The sequence below is a fragment of the Gordonia otitidis genome (genome assembly GCF_020735545.1).
Taxonomy (GTDB): Bacteria; Actinomycetota; Actinomycetes; order Mycobacteriales; family Mycobacteriaceae; genus Gordonia; species Gordonia otitidis.
In genome coordinates, this window is the sequence record NZ_CP085974.1 from 4,481,401 (window position 1) to 4,503,285 (window position 21,885).

The window sequence follows — 21,885 nt, forward strand, 5'->3', positions numbered from 1 at the left end:
CCTCCGTTGTCGCGTGTGAGGTCCCGGACAGACTTCGCGCCTGTCCGGGACCTCACGCGTGCTCACGCCTTGGCCGCAGCAGCCTTGTACTCGCGGCGCTTGCGATGCAGGATCGGCTCGGTGTAGCCGCTCGGCTGCTTCGCTCCCTCGAGGATAAGTTCCTTCGCGGCCTGGAATGCGATATTCGTGTCGAAATCCGGGGCCATCGGGGAGTAGGTGGGGTCGTCGGCGTTCTGTCGGTCGACGACCGGTGCCATGCGCTCGAGCGCTGCGACGACGTCGTCTGCGGTCACGATGCCGTGATGAATCCAGTTGGCCAGCAGCTGGCTCGAGATGCGCAGCGTTGCGCGGTCCTCCATGAGCGCGACGTCGTGGATGTCGGGCACCTTGGAACATCCGACACCGTGATCGATCCAGCGGACCACGTAGCCGAGGATCGACTGGCAGTTGTTGTCGAGTTCTTCCTTTTTCTCCGCGTCCGACCAGTCGGTCTTCGGTGCGAGCGGGATGGTCAGGATGTCGTCGACCGATGCCGGATCGCGCTTGGCGATCTCGTCCTGTCGCTCGAACACGTCGACGAGGTGATAGTGCATCGCGTGCAGGGTCGCGCCGGTGGGCGAGGGCACCCACGCGGTGCTCGCGCCCGCCTCTGGCTGCGCGATCTTCTGTTCGACCATGTCGCGCATCAGATCGGTCATGGCCCACATGCCCTTACCGATCTGTGCCTTGTGCTGCAGCCCCGCATGCAGGCCGATGTCGACGTTGGAATCCTCGTAGGTGAGCATCCACTTGGCCTTCTTCATCTCGCCCTTGCGGATCATCGCACCGGCCTCCATGGAGGTGTGGATCTCGTCGCCCGTGCGGTCGAGGAAGCCGGTGTTGATGAACACCACCCGATCCTCTGCTGCCTTGATGGATGCCTTGAGGTTCACCGAGGTGCGACGTTCCTCGTCCATGATGCCGACCTTGAGGGTGTTCTCCGGCAGACCGAGGACCTTCTCGACCCGGTCGAACAGCGTGACGGTGAACGCGACCTCGTCGGGCCCGTGCATCTTGGGTTTCACGATGTAGATCGAACCGGTCCGCGAGTTCTGCAGGCCGTCCTCGTTGAGCCCGTGGATGCCCGCGAGTGAGGTGAACAACGCGTCGAGGATTCCCTCGGGCACCTCGTTGCCGTCGGCGTCGAGAACGGCGGGGTTGGTCATCAGATGGCCGACGTTGCGCACGAACAGCAGCGAGCGTCCGTGCAGATCGAAGGTCGATCCGTCGGGTGCGGTGTAGGTGCGGTTGGGGTTCAGCACGCGGGTGAAGGTCTTGCCGCCCTTGGAGACCTCCTCGGACAGATCGCCCTTGTTCAGCCCGAGCCAGTTGCGGTAGCCGAGAACCTTGTCGTCGGCGTCGACAGCGGCGACGGAGTCCTCGAAGTCCATGATCGTGGTGACTGCCGACTCCATCACCACGTCCTTGATGCCTGCCGGATCGGTTTGCCCGATCGGTGACGACGGGTCGATCTCGATGTCGAGGTAGAGGCCGTTGTGGCGCAGCAGAACCGACGAGGGCGACGCGGGATCGCCGGTGAACCCAACGAACGCGGAGGGATCGGCGAGTGTCGAGGTCGTACCGTCGGCGAGGGTGACCTGCAGAGCCGAGTCGACGACGGCGAACCTGGTGACGTCGGTGTAGCTGCACTGCTCGAGCGGAACGGACTTGTCCAGGAAACCCTTTGCGTACGCGATGACCTTGTCGCCGCGAACCTTGTTGTAGCCCTTGCCCTTCTCCGCGCCACCCTCTTCACTGATGACGTCGGTGCCGTAGAGGGCGTCGTAGAGCGAACCCCACCGTGCGTTGGAGGCGTTGAGCGCGAAGCGTGCGTTGAGGATCGGGACGACGAGCTGCGGGCCCGCGGTCTCGGCGATCTCGCGGTCGACGTTGCTCGTGCGGATCTGGAAGTCGGCGGGAACGTCGGCGAGGTAACCGATGTCGGTGAGGAACTGCTTGTACTCGCCGAACACCGCCGGATCGGTGAAGTCGGCGCCCTTGTGGTCGCGGTGCCACGTGTCGATCTTCGACTGGAGGTCGTCGCGCACCGCGAGCAACTCGCGGTTGCGGGGCGCGAGATCGTTGATGACCGCGGCCGCACCCTTCCAGAACGTGTCCTTGTCCACTCCGGTGCCCGGGAGCGCCTCGTCGTTGACGAAGTCGTAGAGGACGGTGGCGACCTGCAGGCCCTCCACGTTCGTGCGGGCGGTGGAGTCAAGGGCGGGGGTCGAGTCCGACATAAGAGCCTTCCTTCTCCGGTGGCCCGGAGGCTGTTGTCGCCGAGGTTTCGGTGTCGAATCCGCGCACGTCATCAGCCCTCATCGGGACAACAGGGGCGATCGTGAACGCGCTCCATGTTACTCGGGAGGCAAATCGCGCCATCAGGAGGCGTCGAGGAGCGCTCCGAGGTGGGATCGGAGCCGACTCCGCAGGTCAGCACCACGGACGGCGATGTCGGACTGTTCGCGGACGTACTCGGCGCGGCCGGCCGGTGTCTCGATCTCGACAGCGGCGTAGCCGAGTGCACGAAGATCGTACGGACTCGCCCGCATGTCGAGTTCGCGTGCTACGAGCGCGAGTTCGAAGGCCGCGAACGTCAGATCGGCGGGGACCAACGGCGCCAGTGTGATGCATGCGCGATACAGATCCATCGTGGCGTGGAGGCATCCGGGTTGCTCGTTGTCGATCTGACCATCGCGGGTCAACGCCGTCTCGTTGCGGGGGCGCGCGGAGTCGGTGAAGAAGCGGAACGCGTCGAAGTGGGTGCACCGCAGCGGCATCGATTCGACGACGGCGTCGGTTGCTGCCGGTCCGAGCCGCAGCGGCACCTCGTGGCGCGGACTGTCGGTGCGATAGACCATCGCCCACTCGTGCAGACCGAAGCATCCCAGGCGGGCGGGGCGGGCGGCTGTCGCGTCGAGGAGCGCGCAGGTCGACAGAAGCGCTCCGCGCCGTGCGTCGAGGAAGGCGGCGTCGACCGTCACCCCGCCCGACGGGGTCCGTGTGTACCCGCGCAGCGTCGACATCTCGTCGAGGATGCGCGTCGCCCGATCACCCCGACCGACACGATGATCGGGCGGGTTCAGCATGACCCCGTGGCCCGGATGCCAGCGTCGGACGTGTGAGGGGCGCGCCGAGTAGTACGTGAACAGGAAGTCGAGGACCGGGTGCGCCTCGCCACGTGCCCGAGATCGCAGGTATGGGCCGACGAGGGCCTCGACGCGCGCCGCGTGCTCGTCGACACGCGCAAGCCACTCCTCCGACGTGAGTTCGACGATGCCGCGGGTACCGGCTGCAGCAGTTGTCGGCCGACTCACGGTCACACCCGGTGCGTCTCATCGCGGACGGTGCCAACGAACTCCTCGACGAGGTCGGCGAGCGCCACGATGCCGATCGTGCGTCCTGAGTCGTCGACCACCGCGCCGAGGTGCGAGCTGGTTCGCCGCAGGGCTCTCGTCGCATCGTCGAGTGGGGTGTCGGCCCCGATGACCGGCAGCGGTCGGATCTTGTCTACGCCGATGATCGTATCCTGACCGACGTTGTCGTCGAGGATGTCGTCGAGCACGTCCTTCAGATGAAGATAGCCGGTGAACGTACCGTCGAGGCCGCGCACCGGGAAGCGGGAGAACCCGGTATCGCTGACAGCTCGTTCGACCGACCCGAGGGTGGGGCCGACGCCACCGGTGACGGGGTCGACCTCGACGTCGACGCTGCGCATCTGATCGAGCGGGATCATGACCTCCGACACCGTGCGCGCCACCGACCGCAGGGCACGGGTCAGTCGCTCGTGTTCCTCGGCGTCGATGAGTCCCTCTTCGCGCGATTCACCGAGCATCTGTGCGAGTTCGACCGGCGACACGGTCGAGTCGAGTTCGTCCTTCGGTTCGACGCGCAGCGCACGCAGGGTGATGTTGGCCAACCAGTTGTAGAACGCGATCAGTGGTCGGACGATCTTGATGAATCCCAGGTGTATCGGGACGAGGAGCATCGCCGCCCGCTCCGGTCCGGCGAGTGCGATGTTCTTCGGCACCATCTCGCCGAGCAGGATGTGCAGTACGGCAACCAGGCCGAGTGCGACGGCGAACGAGATCGGGTGCAGCAGCGAGTCGGGGACGTGCGCCACCTCGAGGGGCAGTTCGAGGATGTGCGCGACGGCAGGCTCGCCGACACGTCCGAGCAGGATCGAACAGATCGTGATGCCGAGTTGAGCGGCAGCGAGCATCAGTGACAGATGCTCGCTCGCACGGATCACAGTCCTGGCGCGCGACTTCCCGCTCTCGGCAAGCGCCTCCAGACGGTCACGTCGAGCCGAGATCAGGGAGAACTCGGCCCCGACGAAGAAGGCGTTGCCCGCGAGCAACACGACGGTGAGGACGACCGCCCAGATGTCACTCATCGCGCGCCTCCGAGACGTCGGCACCGCCGTCGGCCACGGCGATCGGTGTCAGGCGCACGACATCGACGCGGCGGCCGTCCATCTGCACCACCGTGGCGTTCCACGGGGTGGTGTCGAACTCCTCGTCGGACTCGTCCTCGTCGTCCTCGCGCAGGGTCACCACCACGGGTAGGTCGACCGAGTCTCCCGAGGTCGGGATGCGGCCCAACTCGTGCATGACGAGCCCGCCGAGGGTGTCGTAAGGGCCATCGGGCGCGCGGTAGCCGGTGGCGTCGGCGACCTCGTCGATGCGCAGCAGCCCGGACAGCAGGTAGCCGTTGTCGTCGACCTGGACATCCGCGCGCTCGTCGTCGTGCTCGTCGGTGACGTCACCGAGGATCTCCTCGATCAGATCCTCGGTGGTGACGATCCCCGCAGTACCCCCGTACTCGTCGATCACCACACAGACCTCCATGCCGTCGGCGCGGATCTGCTCCATCAGGGCGTCGCCGTCGAGGGTGGTCGGTACGGTCGGCACCGACCGCGCGATCGACGAGAGACTTGTCGACAGTTGTTCTTCGGGGGCCACGGTGAACGCCTGCTTGATGTGGACGACGCCGATCATGTCGTCGAGGTCGCCGTCGTTGACGATGGGGAAGCGGGAATGTCCCGTCCGAGACGTCGCCATCACCAGGTCGCGGATCGTGTCGTCGCGGTCGAGGTACTCGACCGTCACCCGGGGTGTCATCAGATCCTCCGCGGTGAGCTCACCGAACTTGAGGGACCGGTCGACGAGCATCGCCGTCTCCGGATCGATGGACCCCTGCTTCGCAGAGTTGCGGACGAGCGAGCCGAATTCCGACGGGGACCGAGCGGAGCGGAGTTCCTCGGCGGGCTCGATACCCAATCGGCGGACGATCCAGTTCGCGGCACCGTTGAGTCCCTTGATGACCCAACGGAACGCCAGCGAGAAATAGGCGAGCGGGCCCGCTGTCGCGCGCGCCACAGCCATCGGGCGGGCGATCGCGATGTTCTTCGGCACCAGCTCACCGAGCACCATCGAGAGTGAGGTGGCGATGAGCAGCGCCAGGATCAACGAGATGACCGAAGCCACCGACTCGCTGACACCCATGGCCCGAAACGCGGGTTCGAGGATCAGCGCGAGCACCGGCTCTGCGATGTAGCCCGTGATCAGCGTCGTGATCGTGATCCCGAGTTGGGCGCCGGAGAGCTGGAATGACAGCGTTCGGTGCGCACGCTGCACGATGCGCGAACGTCGGTCGCCACGCTGGGCGACCTCGGACTCGACGGCGGACCGCTCGAGCGCGGTGAGCGAGAATTCGGCGGCAACGAAGATCGCGGTACCGAGCGTGAGCGCGATGAACCCGATCAGGCTGCCGACGATGATCAATGCCTGCACGACGAATCACCTTCGGGCAGTGGTGGAGCGGGCACGTCCGGTGCCTGTGGCACAGGCCATCCCTCCATGACGCACCGAGTGGCGGGGAGTGCGGCACGGAGTCGGTGCACTCCGTGGGCAATGGGGACCATTCTAGGTGCGGCGACCGCGACCGCTCACCAACCCGTCGGTAGCGGTTTGCCCTCGGCGAACCCGGCGGGCGACTGGACACCGAGAACCACCCGCTCACGTAGTTCGCCGAGCGACCTCGCGCCCGTGTAGGTCGCCGTGCTGCGCACGCCCGAACAGATGTGGTCGATCAGGTCCTCGACGCTGGGACGCTCGGGGTCGAGCTTGATCCGTGAGCTGGAGATGCCCTCTTCGAACAGGGCCTTTCGGGCCTGGTCGAATCCGCTGTCGCCGGATGTGCGTGCGGCCACGGCGCGCTTGGACGCCATGCCGAAGCTCTCCTTGTAGAGCGCGCCCGTGGAATCGCTCTTCAGGTCGCCGGGCGACTCGAACGTCCCGGCAAACCACGATCCGATCATCACATTCGACGCACCCGCGGCGATGGCGAGTGCGACGTCACGCGGGTGCCGTACCCCGCCGTCCGCCCACACGTGCTTGCCGAGTTCCGTCGCGGTCGTCGAGCATTCGGCGACCGCGGAGAACTGCGGTCGCCCGACGCCGGTCATCATCCTGGTGGTGCACATCGCGCCCGGACCCACGCCGACCTTCACGATGTCTGCGCCTGCGTTGACCAGGTCGCGCGTGCCTGCGGCCGAGACGACGTTTCCTGCTGCCAGGGGGACGCCGAGATCGGCCGTTGCGACGGCTTCGAGTGCCGAGAGCATCTTCTCCTGGTGGCCGTGCGCTGTGTCGATGACCAGCAGATCCGATCCCGCGGCGACAAGTGCCTTCGCTTTGCCGACGACGTCCCCGTTGATGCCGACCGCCGTGGCGATCCGCAGTCGGTTCTCGTCGTCGACGGCCGGTCGGTAGATGCCGCTGCGCAGTGCGCCCGTCCTGGTCACCACGCCGGTGAGACGACCGTCTCCGTCGAGCATGATGGCCGCGTGCTGGTGCGCGGCGTCGAGGATCTCGAATACTTCCCGGACCTCGGTGCCCGCGTCGACCGACACGAAACCGCGATCGAGTACGTCGCCGAGTCGGGTGAACCGGTCGACGTCGGTGCACGCCGCCTCGTCCACGGTGCCGACGGGTCGGCCGCCGTTGTCGACGACGACCACGATGCCGTGCGCCCGCTTGGTGATCAGCGCGAGCGCGTCGCTGACCGAATCGTCCGGGCGGAGCGTGACCGGGGTGTCGGCGACGAGGTCGCGAGACTTCACGAACGAGATGCTCGACTCGACCGCCGGAATGGGCAGATCCTGCGGCAAGACGACCAGACCGCCGCGTCGAGCAACGGTTTCTGCCATTCGTTTGCCGGCGACCGCGGTCATGTTGGCGACGACGACGGGGATGGTGGTACCGGAACCGTCGGACGACGCGAGGTCGACGTCGAAGCGGGAGGTCACCTCACTACGTGAGGGGACGACGAACACGTCGTCGTATGTGAGGTCGTAGGCGGGGGAGTGTCCCGAGAGAAAGCGCACGTACACACACTGTACCGGTCGGTACGTCACGCGCCCTGCGTGGTGTTCGCGTCGGCGGCGTCGGGTGATCGGACTCTTCACGTTCGATAAAGGGTAGGCTAACCTGTCTGGGAAATCGCTGTGAGCGGATCGGCATCCGGGGAGACGAGGTGGGAGAGGTGGCGGCTGCCCCGGGTACGGTGCGTGTCTCGGTGGTCGTACCCGTGTACCGGAGCGCGCAATACATCGAGGCGTCCCTGCGTGCGATCCTCGGTCAGTCGCGGCCCGTCGACGAGATCGTCGTGGTCGACGATCACGGCGGCGACGGATCGATGGCGATCGCGACGGGCATCCTCGAGACCGCCCGTATCGACTACCGCGTCCTCGCACTCGATCGCAACCACGGTGCGGGTTTCGCACGCAACGCAGGTCTGCGAGCGTCGACCGGCGACGTCGTGTGGTTCTTCGACAGCGACGACCTCGCTGCACCGGCGTTCGTCGAACACATGGCGGCTGCGATGATGCGCGAGAACGCCGACTTCGCCTCCTGTCGGACGATGTTCGTCGACCTCGACGGGCGCGAGCTCGTCGTCGCCGAGCGACGGCACCCACGGCGGGCGTCGGTCACCGGTGTCGAGTTCGCCCGGATGCTGATGCGGGGCAGGGTGAAGGCCTATCCGCCCGCGCGACTGTTCCGGCGCAGCGTTCTCGGCGACGCCCCCTGGGACGAGCGCCGCGCATACGAGGACATGGCGGCAACCCTGCGCATCGCGTTGCGCGCTCGCCGGGTGGCGCTCGTCGACGACCCGATGCTCCGATACCGGCAACATTCCGACTCCACGTCGCAGGTGACGTGTACCCACACCGCCGATGTCTTCGCGATGGGCGACGAGGTGGCATGTTTGTCGCCCGATCTCGTCGACACGGACGCACTGTGGGGATCGAGCCGCAACAGAGCGCTTGCCCGCGCGTTCCGGTATCGGGAGGTCCTCATCCCCGCGGCACACATGGCGATGCGCGCAGCGCAGGCCGGCACCGGTGATCCCGATGTCGTGCGTTCGCTGCTCGCCGAGTCGCGGCGGCGATCGAGACTGATCGACGTGGTCCCGTTGGTGGCCGGTGGCCAGTTACGCTCGGCGGCATTCGCGGTCGGCATGGCCGCGTCGCCCTCGGCGTATGCGCGGGTGTTACGCGGTCGTTGACCCTCACAGATCCCGGGTGACCGCCCAGAATCGCTCACGCGCAACGATTTTGTCGAGATCGAATTGAGTGTTCTGAGTCGCATAACAGTCGACCGCCGTCCGCTTGGATTCCATCGAACCCGCGGGGGGACGGACGTCGTCGAGGCGGCATCCACGCCAGCGCAAAGCGTCGCGGGCCGCCATCTCGTCGCTGCGGCTGTAGTTGCAGTAGGGCAGGTCGGCATACATCCAGAGGGCAATCGGTATCCGCGCCCCGAGTACGGAGTTGCGCACGAGCTTGTGGTCGGCGTGCTTGACGCCGAGAGGACCGAGCACGAGGTCCGGGCGATGACGCTCGATCTGTTCCTCGACCGCCCGGGTGAGCGCTGCCGGATCCGCCCCGCCGTATTGCTGGTCGAGGAAGTCGAGATGAACCGCGTGCGCGCCGAGAACCGAAACAGCCTTCTCGTCCTCGGCGCGCCGAACGTCGAGGGCCTCGGTCGATGAGGCGAATCCTGTGGACCGATCCCACTCGGTGTGCTGTGGCGGGTCGGGACGACCGGCCAACATCGTCACCACGACGGCATCGTCGAAGGCCGACACCGCGGCCCCTGCCGAATAGACCGCATCGTCGAGGTGCGGCGAGATCACCAGAACCCGGGACACGTTGTCGGAGTTCAGTCGGTCTGCACCTCGGTCCGGTCCTGACCCCACAGTGTGTGGAAGGTGCCGGGCTTGTCGATCCGCTTGTAGGTGTGAGCGCCGAAGTAATCGCGCAGGCCCTGCGTCAGGGCGGCGGGCAACCGGTCGCTGCGAAGCCCGTCGTAGTAGGAGATCGAGGACGCGAACGCCGGGACGGGCACACCCATCATGGTCGCCGCGGCGACCACCCGGCGCCAGCTGTCGAGCGACGACTCCACCGCGTCGGTGAAGTACGGCGCGAGCAACAGGCTCGGCAGATCGGCATTGTCGGCATAGGCGTCGCGGATGCGGTTGAGGAACTTGGCGCGGATGATGCAACCGCCACGCCAGATCGTCGCGAGCGCCCCGCGATCGACGTTCCAGTCGTACTCCTTGCTGCCGGCACTGATCTCATCGAATCCCTGCGCGTAGGCCACCATCTTCGATGCGTAGAGCGCCCTGCGGATGTCCTCGATGAACTGCTCTTTGTCCTTCGGAGCTTCTGCGAGAGTGCCGGAGGCGAGCGACTGCGCAGCAGACCGCTGATCGGCGGCACTCGACAGTGCGCGGGCGAACACCGCCTCGGCGATACCGGTGACCGGAATGCCGAGGTCGAGCGCGGCCTTCACCGTCCATCGGCCGGTGCCCTTCTGACCTGCCTGGTCGACGATCACGTCGACCAGCGGTTTTCCGGTTTCTGCGTCGACCTGCGCGAGGACCTGTGCGGTGATCTCGACGAGGTAGCTCTCGAGTTCGCCCTTGTTCCATTCGGCGAAGACGTCGGCGATCTCCGCAGGTGCCATGCCGAGTCCTCGGCGCATCAGGTCGTAGGCCTCGCCGATCAGCTGCATGTCGGCGTACTCGATGCCGTTGTGCACCATCTTCACGAAGTGGCCGCTGCCGTCGGGCCCGATGTGGGTACAGCAGGGCTCGCCGTCGACATGCGCGGAGATCTTCTCGAGCATCGGGCCGACCGATTCGTAGGACACCGCCGGGCCACCGGGCATGATCGAGGGGCCGTTGAGTGCGCCCTCTTCGCCTCCGGAGATGCCGGCACCGATGAAGTTGAGCCCTCGTTTGGCCATCGCAGCCTCGCGACGGATCGTGTCGGTGTAGAGCGAGTTGCCGCCGTCGATGATGATGTCGCCTTCCTCCATGACGTCGGCGAGCTCGGAGATGACCGCATCGGTCGGATCGCCGGCCTTGACCATGATCAGCACGCGACGCGGCTTCTCGAGGGCATCGACGAATTCCTGCATCGTCTCGGTGCGGATGAAGTCGCCCTCGCCACCGTGCTCGTCGATGAGGGCATCGGTCTTGGCGATCGACCTATTGTGCAGAGCCACCGTGTAACCGTGGTGAGCGAAATTGCGGGCGATGTTGGAACCCATGACTGCCAGGCCGGTGACTCCGATCTGGGCCTTCGACGACGCGGACGATGTGGCGGAGTTGGTCATGTCACCAGACTATTGCCTCGAGCGCTCGCTGTGTTCTGTGGTGTCCGATGTGTCGCACCCGCGTGTCGCCCTTCCGCGGTCTCATGCCCCAGTGCGCCGGTCGACGACTGATGCTGGTCAGTGCGCGGAGACGAGACGACCGAGCTCGGTCAGCCAGGGGATGGCGACGGCGAGGGTCGGCACGACCAGGATGGCGACAGCGCCCGAATAGGCCACCGCGACCAGCCAGATCGGGGCGCGGTCGTGGCGTAGCCGGTGAACGCGGGTCAGCGTCGTCGGTCCACCGACAGCCATCGCTCCGTGCGGTGCGACCGCGTCGGCGCATGCCACGAGTGCCCGTCCGAGGGTCGTCGGCGCTGTCGCACGAACGGCTTGGTCGTCGGCGAGCGCCTCGACGAGCAATTCGACCGACCCGAGAGCCGAAGAGCTGCGCACGAACCGGGGGAACGCCTCGTGCAGCGCGATGAAGGCTTCGAGGACGAGGTCGTGGCGGGCACGCAGGTGCGCGCGCTCGTGGGCGATGACGGCGACGAGTTCTTCGCGGGAGAGCCGGGCGACGACTCCCCCACTCAGCACGACGCGTTGCCGGATGCCCGGCAGACAGTAGGCGAGGGGCTGTTCGACGTCGATCATGCGGATGTCGCGGCCGAACAGCGGGTTCGACTGATCCGAACGGTCGCACCGATCGAGGATGTCGATGAGCTGACGATGTGTTGCCCGCCGCGCTCGGGTGCGCACCCCGACGCGTATCACCGTGAAGATCAGTCGTGCGCCGATGATGAGAGTGAGGGCGAAGACCGCGACGTAGGCGATCCACAGGGGAACCCCGACGCGTTCCATCTCACGAAGCGGATGTGTCGTGGGCGTGCCGTCGGGTCCGGGGGAGAGGAGGTTGGCTGCGATCGCCAGGCCACAGCTGAATGCGGAGAGCACCGCCGCCAGCGCTATGGCCTGCCACAGCGTCATGGCAGCGCGCGGTGCCCGGATCGGCCACTGGGCTCGCGCCAGTGCTTCCGGTGCGGGACCGACGAAGACCAGCGTCATGATCCCGAAGAGGAGTGCGGTCATCGAGTGCTGTCCTAGCGGTGGGCTGTGTAGGAGAGTGAATCAACCGTGCAAGAGCGAATCTAGCTGGTCTCCTGTGTTCCACGGGCGGCTTCGAGTTCATCGAGAGCGCGGCGAAGTGCGGCGGCTTCGTCTGCACCGACGCGACCGACAAAGCTGACCAGCGCCGCGTGACGTGATCCGGGCGCATGAGCCTCGCTCAGAGCGTCCACCATGAGTGAGGCGACGAGATCCTCGCGGGGATGCGTCGGGACGTACTTGTGTGCGCGGTCCTCACGAATCTGGGTGACGAGGTTCTTCTTCGCCAGGCGTTGGAGCACGGTCATCACCGTCGTGTAGGCGAGGGACCGATCGCGGGACAGGTCCGCGTGGACCTGGCGGACGGTCTGCGGCGTGGGGCTTTCCCAGAGGGAGTCCATCACCGCGCGCTCCAAGTCACCCAATCCGTTCATCTTTCGCATTTTACTGCCGTTTCCTCTGATCGCTCGACGTCGGGGCCAAGTTGCCCTCGATGGCCTTGACAACGTTGGTAAGGCTAGCCTACATTCGTGACAACGTCGGACCGCGTGAGAGTCCTGAGGGCTGCAGAGACCCCCGGTCCACGTCGCGGTAAGCCCCACATCCCCAACGGGATGTGGGGCTTACTGGTTCCTGGGCCCCTCCGCTTCCCGGGGCCACTCCGCCGGGATGCGGCGAACCGGACCGAAGCGACGAGGGTCTGCGATGCCGAGCCGTGATCGTCGTGACAGTCTTGTTCGCATGACAGTTGACACGGAGAATCTCGAACAGTTCCTCGGGCAGGGACTCGACGCCATGCTGGGTCTGGAGTTCGCGGAGATGGGTGAGGACCGCGTCGTCGCGACCCTGGAGATCGGGCCACGTCATCACCAGCCGTTCGGGATCGTGCACGGCGGCGTCTACTGCGCGATCGCGGAGAGCGTCGCGAGTACCAGTGCATTCGTGTGGCTGGCCGCGCAGGGGCCGGGTCAGACGGCCGTCGGGGTCAACAACAACACCGACTTCCTCCGCTCGGTGACCAGCGGCACGATCACGGCCCGCTCGACTCCTGTCCACCGGGGACGTCGACAGCAGTTGTGGCAGGTCGAGATGACCGACCAGAACGGCAGGTTGTTGGCCACGTCGCAGGTACGGCTCCAGAACATCGACATGCCCGCGGGCGCCGGGTCCGAGGGTGCGCAGGGAGCAGACGGGGCGTGAACGCCGGGCACACCGTGGGTGAGGACGTGCGCAGGTCGGTCGAGGAATTGCTCGAACCCGTCGATGCCGAACTCGCCGCACGCTATCCGGGTGACCGCACCGATCCGCAGCCCGTCCACACTGTGTACATCAACGCCGCCGACGTCGATGAACAGACGCCGCGCACGTGGGGTGACGAGGCTCTCCGAATCGCCGAGACCGCGTCCGATGTGCTGGACGAGATCGCCGACCAGGAGGTGCGTGCGATCGCGCTCGCCCGATTGGGGTCGAATCCGATCGAGGACCTGCGCATCGACCTCGAAGACGGTTACGGATGGCGTTCGGACGCCACCGAGGACGCGGATGCCCGGCGCGCGGGTTCTGTACTCGCGGCGTGGACGCGGCAACGGCCCTACGCCCCGCGGTCGGCAGGAGTGCGGGCCAAGGGGCTCGGCGCCGTCGAACGCAGTCGCGGTCTGCGGACGCTCGAACTCGTCCTCGACGCCGCCGGCGGGATCCCCGACGGTTTCGTCTTCACCGTGCCGAAACTGCGTGACGTTCGGCAGGTCGACGCCGTGAATCTGTTGTGCGCTGAATTCGAGCGCGTGCACGGCGTTGCCGCCGGAGCGCTGCGGTACGAACTGCAGATAGAGATCCCGCAGGCGATCCTCGGTCCGGACGGACGCGCAACGGTGGCGCAGGCCGTTCATCGCGGTGCACCGCGGCTCAGTGGGTTGCATTACGGCACCTACGACTACAGCGCCGCATGCGGCGTCGTGTCGGCGCAGCAGTCCTTGGCACATCCGGTCGCCGACCACGCCAAGAACGTGATGCAGGCGGCGGCCGCGCAGACGGGTGTGTGGCTCAGTGACGGATCGACCCAGGTCATGCCGACCGGTGACGACGCCCAGGTGGCAGCTGCGTTGCGACGGCATCACTCGCTCGTCCTCCGTTCACTCGAGCGCGGCTACTACCAGGGCTGGGACATGCACCCGGGACATCTGGTCACCCGGTGGTCGGCCGTCACCGGCTTCTTCCGATCGGCCATGCCGACAGCCGTGACGCGTCTGCAGAGCTACTTCGAGCGCCGAGGCGGCGACGTGGTCGACGAGCCGGCAACGGCCATGTCCTTGGCCCTCGTCGTCGGGCGTGGTCTGGCCGCCGGTGCCTTCACCGAGGCCGAGGTCACCGAGCTCGCGCCGCAGTGTACTGCTCCCCGTCTCGCGCAGTTGCGTGCCACTGGTGGCGCACTCGTCGACGGGTGACGCCGCTTCGACGCGCCGTCGCCGAGTGCGCGTGGCAGGATGACCACACCAACAGTGGGGTGTACGCCCCACATCGTCGTGAAGAGGGGTTCAGGTGCGCCTGTCGCCACATGAACAAGAACGGTTGCTCATCTCCTACGCCGCAGAACTGGCCAGGCGAAGGCAGGGCAGGGGTCTGAAACTGAATCATCCCGAAGCCGTGGCGGTCATCACCGATCACGTCCTCGAGGGGGCGCGTGACGGGCGCAGCGTCGCCGAACTGATGGCCTCGGGCCGCGAGGTACTCGCTCGTGAGGACGTCATGGACGGTGTGCCGGAGATGTTGCACGACGTCCAGGTCGAGGCGACTTTCCCCGACGGGACGAAACTGGTCACCGTGCATCATCCGATCGGTTGATCGCGATGCCGCAGAACGCTTTTCTCCCAACCCGATTCAGGATCGTCATCGCGTGTCCCGTGCCCGGTGGGTCGGTGACGCACACGCGGCTTCGAGAACAAGAGGTGCCATGTCAGACAACAGCCCATCGGTGATACCCGGCGAGGTGATCGCCGCGGAGGGGTCCATCGAACTCAACGAAGGCGCCGACGCGGTGACGCTGACCGTGGTCAACTCCGGTGATCGGCCCGTGCAGGTGGGAAGTCACGTGCACTTCCCGCAGGCGAATACGGCCCTCGACTTCGACAGAGCTGCGGCGAGAGGTCGTCGCCTCGACATCGCCGCGGGCACTGCGGTGCGTTTCGAACCCGGTATCGAGATGACCGTGACGCTCGTTCCACTCGGCGGAACCCGTGAGGTGTACGGGATTTCGCTGGACGCACCGGGAAAGGTCGACTGACATGGCGATTCTGGGACGCGACCGATACGCGCAACTCTTCGGCCCGACGACCGGCGACCGTATTCGTCTCGCCGACACCGACCTGCTCATCGAGGTGACCGAAGACCGTTCGGGCGGACCGGGTCTCGCGGGGGACGAGGCCGTCTTCGGAGGCGGAAAGGTGATCCGCGAATCCATGGGGCAGAGCCGTGCGACCCGCGCCGACGGTGCGCCCGACACGGTCATCACCGGTGTGGTGATTCTCGACCACTGGGGAATCATCAAGGCCGACGTCGGGATTCGTGACGGGCGGATCGCCGCGTTGGGCAAGGCGGGCAACCCCGACACCATGGACGGCGTCCATCCCGATCTGGTCATCGGGGCATCGACCGAGATCATCGCGGGCAACGGCAAGATCCTCACCGCAGGCGCGATCGACTGCCACGTCCACTTCATCTGCCCGCAGATCATGGACGAAGCACTCGGCAACGGCATCACCACACTCATCGGTGGCGGCACCGGTCCGGCAGAGGGCAGCAAGGCCACCACCGTGTCACCGGGCGCGTGGCATCTCGCCTCGATGCTCGCCGCCACGGACGGCTGGCCCATGAACATTGCGCTGCTGGGCAAGGGCAACACCGTCAGTGCGGAAGCCATGCACGAGCAGATCCGTGCAGGCGCATCAGGATTCAAGCTGCACGAGGACTGGGGGAGCACCCCTGCGGCGATCGACGCGTGCCTGCGGGTCGCCGACGAGACCGGAGTCCAGGTCGCCCTGCACTCGGACACGCTCAACGAAGCGGGCTTCGTCGAGTCGACACTCGGCGCGATCGCCGGTCGCAGCATCCACGCCTATCACACCGAAGGTGCTGGAGGCGGCCACGCGCCGGACATCATCACCGTGGCATCGGTGCCCAACGTCCTTCCGAGCTCGACCAATCCGACTCGCCCGCACACCGTCAACACGCTCGACGAGCACCTCGACATGTTGATGGTGTGCCACCACCTGAATCCGACCGTCCCCGAGGATCTCGCCTTCGCCGAGAGTCGCATCCGACCCTCGACGATCGCCGCCGAGGACCTGCTGCACGATCTCGGTGCCATCTCCATGATCGGTTCTGATTCCCAGGCGATGGGTCGTATCGGCGAGGTTGTGCTCCGCACCTGGCAGACCGCGCACGTGATGAAGCGCAAACGAGGTTCGCTGCCCGGTGACGGCGCCGCCGACAACAATCGTGCACAACGCTACGTGGCGAAGTACACGATCTGCCCGGCCGTCGCGCATGGATTCGACTCCGAGATCGGCTCCGTGGAAACGGGCAAACTAGCCGACCTCGTCCTGTGGGATCCCGCATTCTTCGGTGTCCGTCCAGATCTCGTGATCAAGGGCGGCGCGATCGCATGGGCGCAGATGGGCGACGCCAACGCATCCATCCCGACTCCGCAACCGGTGTTGCCGCGACCGATGTTCGGGGCGTCGGCCCCGCTGGCCGCCTCGACGTCGATCAGCTTCGTCGCGCCGGGATGCGATCCCGACCTCGCCGAGCGCATCGGTGTCCGACGCTCGCTCGTCTCGGTCACCGACACCCGAGGGGTCGGGAAGGCCGACATGCCCAACAACGACGCCCGGCCGGAGATCACCGTCGACGCGGACACGTTCACCGTCACCGTCGACGGTGAGGTGTGGGATGCGCCCCCGGTCACCGAACTTCCCATGGCTCAGCGCTATTTCCTCTTCTGAACACCACCGACATGCCTCATCACTCCGACGACCCACAGCGCTATGCGAATGCGCCACTGGCGATGATGCTGTCGTTGGCCGACTCGCGGCTGCCGGTCGGTGGGCACGTCCATTCCGGTGGCGTCGAACAGGCGATCGCCGACGGCTTCGTCCGTGGGGTCAGCGATCTGGCCTCTTTTCTGCACCGCCGCGTCACGACGAGCGGGCTCGTCGCGGCGTCCATCGCGGCCGCCGTCGCCGACGGCACACTCGACGTCGGGCGGGCGTTGCTCGAAACCGACGCCCGCACGCCGTCGGCCGCGGCCCGCAAGGCGTCGTTGGCGCAGGGTCGCGGTATGCTCCGTCTGGCCAAACGCATGTGGCCGGAACGCGATTGGTCGTCCCACGCTCCTGCAACCCACCTGCCGGTGATCAGCGGGGCGGTGGGCGCGGCGAGCGGACTCTCCGGATTCCACACCGCTTTGGTACTCGTGTACACGACGATGAGCGGCTCGGCGACCGCCGGACAACGGCTGCTGGCCCTCGATCCCGCCGACGTCGCACTCATGATCGCCGACCTCGGACCGGAGTGCGAGCGCGTGGCGGCGTCGGCAGCAGTCGGATTGGCCGACCTGTCGGACCCGGTGCTCGATGTGTTCGCTGAACGTCATGAACGCCAACCGATGCCCCTGTTCATGTCCTGAGCAGTTCGTACCCTGATCGGACGCAGCAGACCACGACCGAACGCTTCAACCGAAAGGATCACCATGCCACCGCATCTCATCGACGGGCAGCCCCACAGTCACGACCACGATCGTCCGCGCCGCCATCGCGAGCCGGGTGAGGCGCTGCGCATCGGTGTCGGCGGGCCGGTCGGCTCGGGCAAGACCGCTCTCGTCGCGGCCCTCTGCCGCCAACTCCGCGAGGAACTCTCTGTCGCCGTGCTCACCAACGACATCTACACGACCGAGGACGCCGACTTCCTCAGGCGAAACGCGGTGCTGCCCGACGAGCGCATCACCGCCGTGCAGACCGGCGGATGCCCGCACACCGCGATCCGCGACGACATCACGGCCAACCTCGACGCTATCGACGATCTTGTCGCGGCCAATCCGCCGCTCGACCTCATCCTCGTCGAATCAGGTGGCGACAACCTCACCGCGACATTCTCGACGGGCCTGATCGATGTCCAGATCTTCGTCATCGACGTCGCAGGCGGCGACAAGGTACCGCGCAAGGGTGGTCCGGGTGTCACCTATTCGGATCTGCTGGTGATCAACAAGACCGATCTCGCCGAGCGCGTCAATGCCGACCTCGACGTGATGCGACGAGACGCGGAGAGGGTCCGCGACGGTCGGCCGACGGCGATGATCTCGCTGACCGACGATCCGGCGGCGACCGATGTACTCACCTGGGTCCGCACCCAACTCGCCGCGCCTGTGGCCACGGGGTAGTGCGTACTCGAGTCGAGATCGTCGCCGAGCGGGGACGCCGGTTCCGACATCAGGCTGCCGGCGGGCTGGCGGTCCGCCAAACCGGTTCGCAGGCAGCGCATCTCATCGGGACTGCGGCCACCCCGCTCGGCGGAGACGACATCGAGATCCGCGTCGTCGTCGAAGCCGGCGCGCACCTCGACCTCGGCAGCGTCGCGGCCACCATCGCGCTGCCGTCGACACGCAGAGCAGACTCGACGATGTCGTGGCGCATCGAACTGGGGGAGAACGCGCGACTCCACCTGCATCCGGAGCCGACGGTCGTCGCCGCGGGTGCCGACCACATCTCCGACGTGTCAGTCGAGATGGCAGCCACCGCTATGCTCACGCTCGCCGAAGACGTGCAGATCGGTCGAAGCGACGCCATGACGGAGAAAGACGCCGACGGGCGCTGGGAGGGGGCGCTACACGTCGATCTCGGCGGCATGCCACTCCTACGGCATCGGCTGGGTCTCGGCCGGGGATCGACGGCGATCTCGGCAGGACTGCGGGCGTCGAGCAGCGTATTCCGCTTTCCCGACACCCGCCCCGACCACGTCGACGACACCGCATTCGCCGCCCGGTTGGCGTTGGCGGGCGGTGGTTCGCTCGTCACCGTGCTGGGCGAGACCGTTGCCGCGACTCGCCGGATGGCCGATCAGATGGAACTGACCGCGCTGGCGCCGTGAGCGGTGACAGGCACCAGCGCTGCTGTCAGCTCGCCTTGGTGTCGGTCTCCTTCTGGACGGCAGGTACCGACTCGTCGCTCTTCTTGTCCTCGGCGCCCACCGATTCCGCTTCGACCTCGTACTCCGGCTTCTTCTCCAGCTCGGACAGATGACCGATGGCGGTGCGCGCGTACACCTGCTGCTCGGTGACGGCGAGCTGAGTGCGGCCGCGCGTGCTGAAAGCGAAGAACCAGTTGATCAGAGTGTTGAGGCGATTGCGGAACCCGACGAGATAGACCAGGTGAAGCGCCAGCCAACCCACCCAGGCGAAGTAGCCCTCGGTCTCGAATCGCTTCTTGGTCCCGGGGATCGGGACCGACATGACAGCACTGAAACGCGACACCGTCGCCATCGAACCCTTGTCGTGGTAGGAGAAGGGTTTGCGCTGATCCGGGGTCTGACCCTTCAACTCGTTCTTGATGCAGTCCGCGGCATAGCGGCCTCCCTGGATGGCGCCCTGCGCCATGCCCGGAACACCTTCGACAGACATCATGTCGCCGACGACGAAGACGTCGGGGTAACCCGGGATGGAGAGATCCTTGAGGACCTTGACGCGTCCCGCACGGTCGAGCTCGACGCCGGACTGTTCTGCCAGTTGCTTGCCGAGGGGGCTGGCCTGAACGCCGGCCGACCACACCTTGCACTGCGACTCGATGCGGCGGGTCGTGCCGTCCTTCTCCTTGACGACGAGCCCGTCGTAGTCGACGTCGACCACCATCGCGTTCAGCTGGATCTCAACGCCGAGCTTCTCGAGTCGTTGCGCAGCCTTCTTGCCCAGTTTGGGTCCCATCGGAGGGAGCACGGCGGGCGCGGCGTCGAGCAGGATCACCCGAGCCTGAGTCGGATCGATGTTGCGGAAGGTGCCCTTGAGCGTCTTGTCGCTCATCTCGGCGATCTGCCCGGCGAGTTCGACACCGGTCGGTCCGGCGCCGACCACGACGAACGTGAGCAACTTGTCTCGCTCGGCCGGATCGTCGGAGAGTTCTGCCTGCTCGAACGCGCCGAGAATTCGGCCGCGCAGTTCGAGTGCGTCGTCGATCGTCTTCATGCCGGGAGCGAACTCGGCGAAGTGGTCGTTGCCGAAGTACGACTGGTCTGCGCCCGCGGCGATGATCAGCTTGTCGAACGGAGTCTCGGTGACCCGCTCGAGGAGGCGTGACTTGACGACCTTGTTCTTGAGGTCGATCTCGAACACGTCACCCATGAGGACGGCGGTGTTGTTCTGCTTGCGAAGCACGACGCGCGTGGCGGGGGCGATCTCGCCCTCGGCGACGATGCCGGTCGCGACCTGGTAGAGCATCGGCTGGAACAGGTGGTGAGTGGTCTTGGCGACCAATGTGACGTCGACGTCGGCTTTGCCGAGTCGCTGCGCGGCGAACAAGCCGCCGAATCCCGAGCCGATGATGACAACACGAGGACGGGCGGGGGCTGTCGGAGCGGGGCTGCTCATGATCGAGAACATCTCCTTCGCGCATTGCAGGGGCGACGCGCAGGCGCGCGCACATCTCAACGGTAGTCAATGATCAGTCGTAGGTCGCGGTGAGCCTGCGCTTGACACCCAGCGCATCACCCTGTGGTCCCGCGGGCGGCGGCCCGGGAGTCATGCGGGGAGGTTCACGGCCTGATATCGACGCGCGTCCTCCTGCATCACCAACGCCTCCCAGTGATGCCTGAGCAGTTCGTACTCGAGTTCGCCGGAATGTTCGCGTGCGCCGGGTCCGATCTCGTCGACGCTGCAGGCGCGGACGCTCGACACCCGCATCGCGAGTTTCTCCATGACGCGTCGCGACGAGGAGTTGCGCAGGGTGGTGCTCGCGAAGACACGTTCGGTGTGTAGTTCGTCGAACGCGACGCCGACGACGGCGCGCGCTGCCTCCGTCGCGAGACCGCGACCCCAGGTGTCGCGACGCAACCGGTAGCTCAGTTCCATCTCCGACCGGTGGCTGTGCCGCGGGGCACGCAGCAGCACCCACCCGAGGAAGGCCTGGTACCGCTGGTCGATGGCGATCCACATTCCGCCCCGCCCGGTGCGTAGTTCGGCGCGTGCGCGAGGAACCACCCAGTCCGAGATCTCCGCGCGCGGCGTCGGCCGTCCACCCGAGACGAACCTCATCACCTCCGGATCGGAGTCGAGCAACACCAGTGCGTCGACGTCGCTGGTCTCCACCGGCCGTAGTCGTAGACGGCGAGTCTCAACGTTCACACATCCCCCAAGAAACTGAGCGTGCCAGGCGGTCATGACCCCCTGGATGTCTCTCCCCGGAAGCAGAGTCTACGTAGTCGACGCCGTCATCGGGCCAGATGCGCACGGTGTGTCTCCGACTGACGCGCTCGGTATCGCCGGACAGTGCGTCCGAATGGTGTCCGAACGGCCCGATAGGCTGCGAAGCGTGCCAGATTCGACTGTTCCGCTCGACGGGCTCCGCTCCGACTCGCCCGACCACTCGCCGCAGACCGGCGCGACTGCCGTGTCCCTGCACCTGCGCTGGGGCGACATGGACCTCAACCAGCACGTCAACAACGTGCAGTTCGCGCGCCTCTTCGAAGAGGCGCGTGTTCGCACGTTCGCCGCGTGGTTCGAGGGCGCCGCGGCGGTGCTACCCATTGTGGTCGCGCAACAGGTCATCGAATTCCGTGCAGTACTCGCATACTCGTTCGATCCGGTGACCGTTGAGACCGGCGTCTCACGGATCGGACGGTCGTCGTACACGCTCAGCTGCACTCTGACCGACCCCACCGGTCTGCTGTGTGCCGTCGCGGAGACCACTCTGGTGGCGATCGACCCGGCGACCAACAGTCCGCGCGCGATCTCCGACGATGCGCGGGCAGTCCTCGAGTCGCACCGCGTCGACCCGACGCCGACGCGTCGGACGAGCTGACACCTGGCTGCAGGAAC

The 21,885-nt window shown here is 66.4% G+C and carries 21 protein-coding genes; 10 read left to right on the forward strand and 11 right to left on the reverse strand.

The window, feature by feature from the left end; translation table 11 throughout:
* Positions 1 to 62 precede the first annotated feature (62 nt).
* From LK459_RS20490 to guaB1, 5 genes are all read right to left on the reverse strand, one after another.
* Positions 63 to 2,279: a malate synthase G gene (locus LK459_RS20490; protein WP_007237639.1), complete on the reverse strand. Its 2,217-nt coding sequence runs from the start codon at positions 2,277 to 2,279 to the stop codon at positions 63 to 65.
* 141 nt (positions 2,280 to 2,420) lie between these two features.
* Positions 2,421 to 3,362 (reverse strand): 3-methyladenine DNA glycosylase, encoded by a 942-nt coding sequence (locus tag LK459_RS20495; RefSeq protein WP_227920396.1) that lies wholly within the window; start codon positions 3,360 to 3,362, stop codon positions 2,421 to 2,423.
* Positions 3,359 to 4,435, reverse strand: a complete 1,077-nt coding sequence (locus LK459_RS20500; RefSeq protein ID WP_007237637.1) for a hemolysin family protein — start codon at positions 4,433 to 4,435, stop codon at positions 3,359 to 3,361. Before LK459_RS20500 ends, LK459_RS20495 begins: the two co-directional genes overlap by 4 nt.
* Entirely contained in the window at positions 4,428 to 5,834 is a 1,407-nt protein-coding gene (locus LK459_RS20505) for a hemolysin family protein (protein WP_227920398.1), read from the reverse strand. Before LK459_RS20505 ends, LK459_RS20500 begins: the two co-directional genes overlap by 8 nt.
* Positions 5,835 to 5,989: 155 nt before the next feature.
* Positions 5,990 to 7,429 (reverse strand): GMP reductase, encoded by a 1,440-nt coding sequence (gene guaB1 / locus LK459_RS20510; protein ID WP_227920401.1) that lies wholly within the window; start codon positions 7,427 to 7,429, stop codon positions 5,990 to 5,992.
* A 158-nt stretch (positions 7,430 to 7,587) separates the two neighbouring features.
* On the opposite strand from guaB1, the gene LK459_RS20515 reads away from it, so the two are divergent.
* Positions 7,588 to 8,610: a glycosyltransferase family 2 protein gene (locus LK459_RS20515; RefSeq protein WP_227920403.1), complete on the forward strand. Its 1,023-nt coding sequence runs from the start codon at positions 7,588 to 7,590 to the stop codon at positions 8,608 to 8,610.
* A gap of 3 nt (positions 8,611 to 8,613) precedes the next feature.
* Here LK459_RS20515 and LK459_RS20520 read toward each other — a convergent pair whose 3' ends face one another.
* From LK459_RS20520 to LK459_RS20535, 4 genes are all read right to left on the reverse strand, one after another.
* Positions 8,614 to 9,255 carry a PIG-L deacetylase family protein gene (locus LK459_RS20520; RefSeq protein ID WP_227920406.1) on the reverse strand — a complete coding sequence of 214 codons (642 nt, stop codon included), beginning with the start codon at positions 9,253 to 9,255 and terminating at the stop codon, positions 8,614 to 8,616.
* Between the two features lie 11 nt (positions 9,256 to 9,266).
* Positions 9,267 to 10,727 carry an NADP-dependent phosphogluconate dehydrogenase gene (gndA, locus tag LK459_RS20525; RefSeq protein WP_227920409.1) on the reverse strand — a complete coding sequence of 487 codons (1,461 nt, stop codon included), beginning with the start codon at positions 10,725 to 10,727 and terminating at the stop codon, positions 9,267 to 9,269.
* A gap of 117 nt (positions 10,728 to 10,844) precedes the next feature.
* Positions 10,845 to 11,795 carry a M56 family metallopeptidase gene (locus LK459_RS20530; protein WP_227920415.1) on the reverse strand — a complete coding sequence of 317 codons (951 nt, stop codon included), beginning with the start codon at positions 11,793 to 11,795 and terminating at the stop codon, positions 10,845 to 10,847.
* Between the two features lie 59 nt (positions 11,796 to 11,854).
* Positions 11,855 to 12,253 (reverse strand): BlaI/MecI/CopY family transcriptional regulator, encoded by a 399-nt coding sequence (locus LK459_RS20535; protein WP_005206837.1) that lies wholly within the window; start codon positions 12,251 to 12,253, stop codon positions 11,855 to 11,857.
* 298 nt (positions 12,254 to 12,551) lie between these two features.
* On the opposite strand from LK459_RS20535, the gene LK459_RS20540 reads away from it, so the two are divergent.
* The 8 genes from LK459_RS20540 (at position 12,552) to LK459_RS20575 (ending at position 18,950) form a co-directional block, all read left to right on the forward strand.
* Complete coding sequence (locus LK459_RS20540; protein ID WP_227920417.1) at positions 12,552 to 13,010, forward strand: PaaI family thioesterase; 459 nt, start codon at positions 12,552 to 12,554, stop codon at positions 13,008 to 13,010.
* Positions 13,007 to 14,254: a DUF6986 family protein gene (locus LK459_RS20545; protein WP_227920419.1), complete on the forward strand. Its 1,248-nt coding sequence runs from the start codon at positions 13,007 to 13,009 to the stop codon at positions 14,252 to 14,254. Before LK459_RS20540 ends, LK459_RS20545 begins: the two co-directional genes overlap by 4 nt.
* A gap of 94 nt (positions 14,255 to 14,348) precedes the next feature.
* Complete coding sequence (locus LK459_RS20550; protein ID WP_007239570.1) at positions 14,349 to 14,651, forward strand: urease subunit gamma; 303 nt, start codon at positions 14,349 to 14,351, stop codon at positions 14,649 to 14,651.
* A gap of 109 nt (positions 14,652 to 14,760) precedes the next feature.
* Positions 14,761 to 15,090 carry an urease subunit beta gene (locus LK459_RS20555; RefSeq protein ID WP_007239569.1) on the forward strand — a complete coding sequence of 110 codons (330 nt, stop codon included), beginning with the start codon at positions 14,761 to 14,763 and terminating at the stop codon, positions 15,088 to 15,090.
* 1 nt (position 15,091) lies between these two features.
* Positions 15,092 to 16,810 (forward strand): urease subunit alpha, encoded by a 1,719-nt coding sequence (locus LK459_RS20560; RefSeq protein ID WP_227920421.1) that lies wholly within the window; start codon positions 15,092 to 15,094, stop codon positions 16,808 to 16,810.
* 11 nt (positions 16,811 to 16,821) lie between these two features.
* Positions 16,822 to 17,493, forward strand: coding sequence for an urease accessory protein UreF (locus LK459_RS20565; protein WP_007239567.1), 672 nt, complete (start codon positions 16,822 to 16,824; stop codon positions 17,491 to 17,493).
* A gap of 63 nt (positions 17,494 to 17,556) precedes the next feature.
* A complete protein-coding gene (gene ureG, locus LK459_RS20570) occupies positions 17,557 to 18,243 on the forward strand; it encodes an urease accessory protein UreG (RefSeq protein ID WP_007239566.1) in 687 nt (228 codons plus the stop codon).
* The gene (locus tag LK459_RS20575; protein WP_227920423.1) at positions 18,243 to 18,950 is read left to right on the forward strand and encodes an urease accessory protein UreD; all 708 of its coding nucleotides are present in this window, start codon (positions 18,243 to 18,245) and stop codon (positions 18,948 to 18,950) included. Before ureG ends, LK459_RS20575 begins: the two co-directional genes overlap by 1 nt.
* A gap of 25 nt (positions 18,951 to 18,975) precedes the next feature.
* On the opposite strand, the gene LK459_RS20580 is transcribed toward LK459_RS20575, so the two are convergent.
* On the reverse strand, positions 18,976 to 20,439 hold the full coding sequence (locus LK459_RS20580; protein WP_227920425.1) for an NAD(P)/FAD-dependent oxidoreductase: 1,464 nt from the start codon (positions 20,437 to 20,439) through the stop codon (positions 18,976 to 18,978).
* A 150-nt stretch (positions 20,440 to 20,589) separates the two neighbouring features.
* The gene (locus LK459_RS20585; RefSeq protein ID WP_007239563.1) at positions 20,590 to 21,192 is read right to left on the reverse strand and encodes a GNAT family N-acetyltransferase; all 603 of its coding nucleotides are present in this window, start codon (positions 21,190 to 21,192) and stop codon (positions 20,590 to 20,592) included.
* 187 nt (positions 21,193 to 21,379) lie between these two features.
* On the opposite strand from LK459_RS20585, the gene LK459_RS20590 reads away from it, so the two are divergent.
* Positions 21,380 to 21,868 carry an acyl-CoA thioesterase gene (locus tag LK459_RS20590; protein WP_227920427.1) on the forward strand — a complete coding sequence of 163 codons (489 nt, stop codon included), beginning with the start codon at positions 21,380 to 21,382 and terminating at the stop codon, positions 21,866 to 21,868.
* Positions 21,869 to 21,885 lie beyond the last annotated feature (17 nt).

Bases quoted from the DNA above. Each gene is read 5' to 3' on its own strand.
- LK459_RS20490 (WP_007237639.1), bottom strand. From the start codon at position 2,279: ATGTCGGACTCGACCCCCGCCCTTGACTCCACCGCCCGCACGAACGTG.
- LK459_RS20500 (WP_007237637.1), bottom strand. From the start codon at position 4,435: ATGAGTGACATCTGGGCGGTCGTCCTCACCGTCGTGTTGCTCGCGGGC.
- gndA (WP_227920409.1), bottom strand. From the start codon at position 10,727: ATGACCAACTCCGCCACATCGTCCGCGTCGTCGAAGGCCCAGATCGGA.
- LK459_RS20530 (WP_227920415.1), bottom strand. From the start codon at position 11,795: ATGACCGCACTCCTCTTCGGGATCATGACGCTGGTCTTCGTCGGTCCC.
- LK459_RS20535 (WP_005206837.1), bottom strand. From the start codon at position 12,253: ATGCGAAAGATGAACGGATTGGGTGACTTGGAGCGCGCGGTGATGGAC.
- LK459_RS20540 (WP_227920417.1), top strand. From the start codon at position 12,552: ATGACAGTTGACACGGAGAATCTCGAACAGTTCCTCGGGCAGGGACTC.
- LK459_RS20555 (WP_007239569.1), top strand. From the start codon at position 14,761: ATGTCAGACAACAGCCCATCGGTGATACCCGGCGAGGTGATCGCCGCG.
- LK459_RS20560 (WP_227920421.1), top strand. From the start codon at position 15,092: ATGGCGATTCTGGGACGCGACCGATACGCGCAACTCTTCGGCCCGACG.
- LK459_RS20565 (WP_007239567.1), top strand. From the start codon at position 16,822: ATGCCTCATCACTCCGACGACCCACAGCGCTATGCGAATGCGCCACTG.
- ureG (WP_007239566.1), top strand. From the start codon at position 17,557: ATGCCACCGCATCTCATCGACGGGCAGCCCCACAGTCACGACCACGAT.
- LK459_RS20580 (WP_227920425.1), bottom strand. From the start codon at position 20,439: ATGAGCAGCCCCGCTCCGACAGCCCCCGCCCGTCCTCGTGTTGTCATC.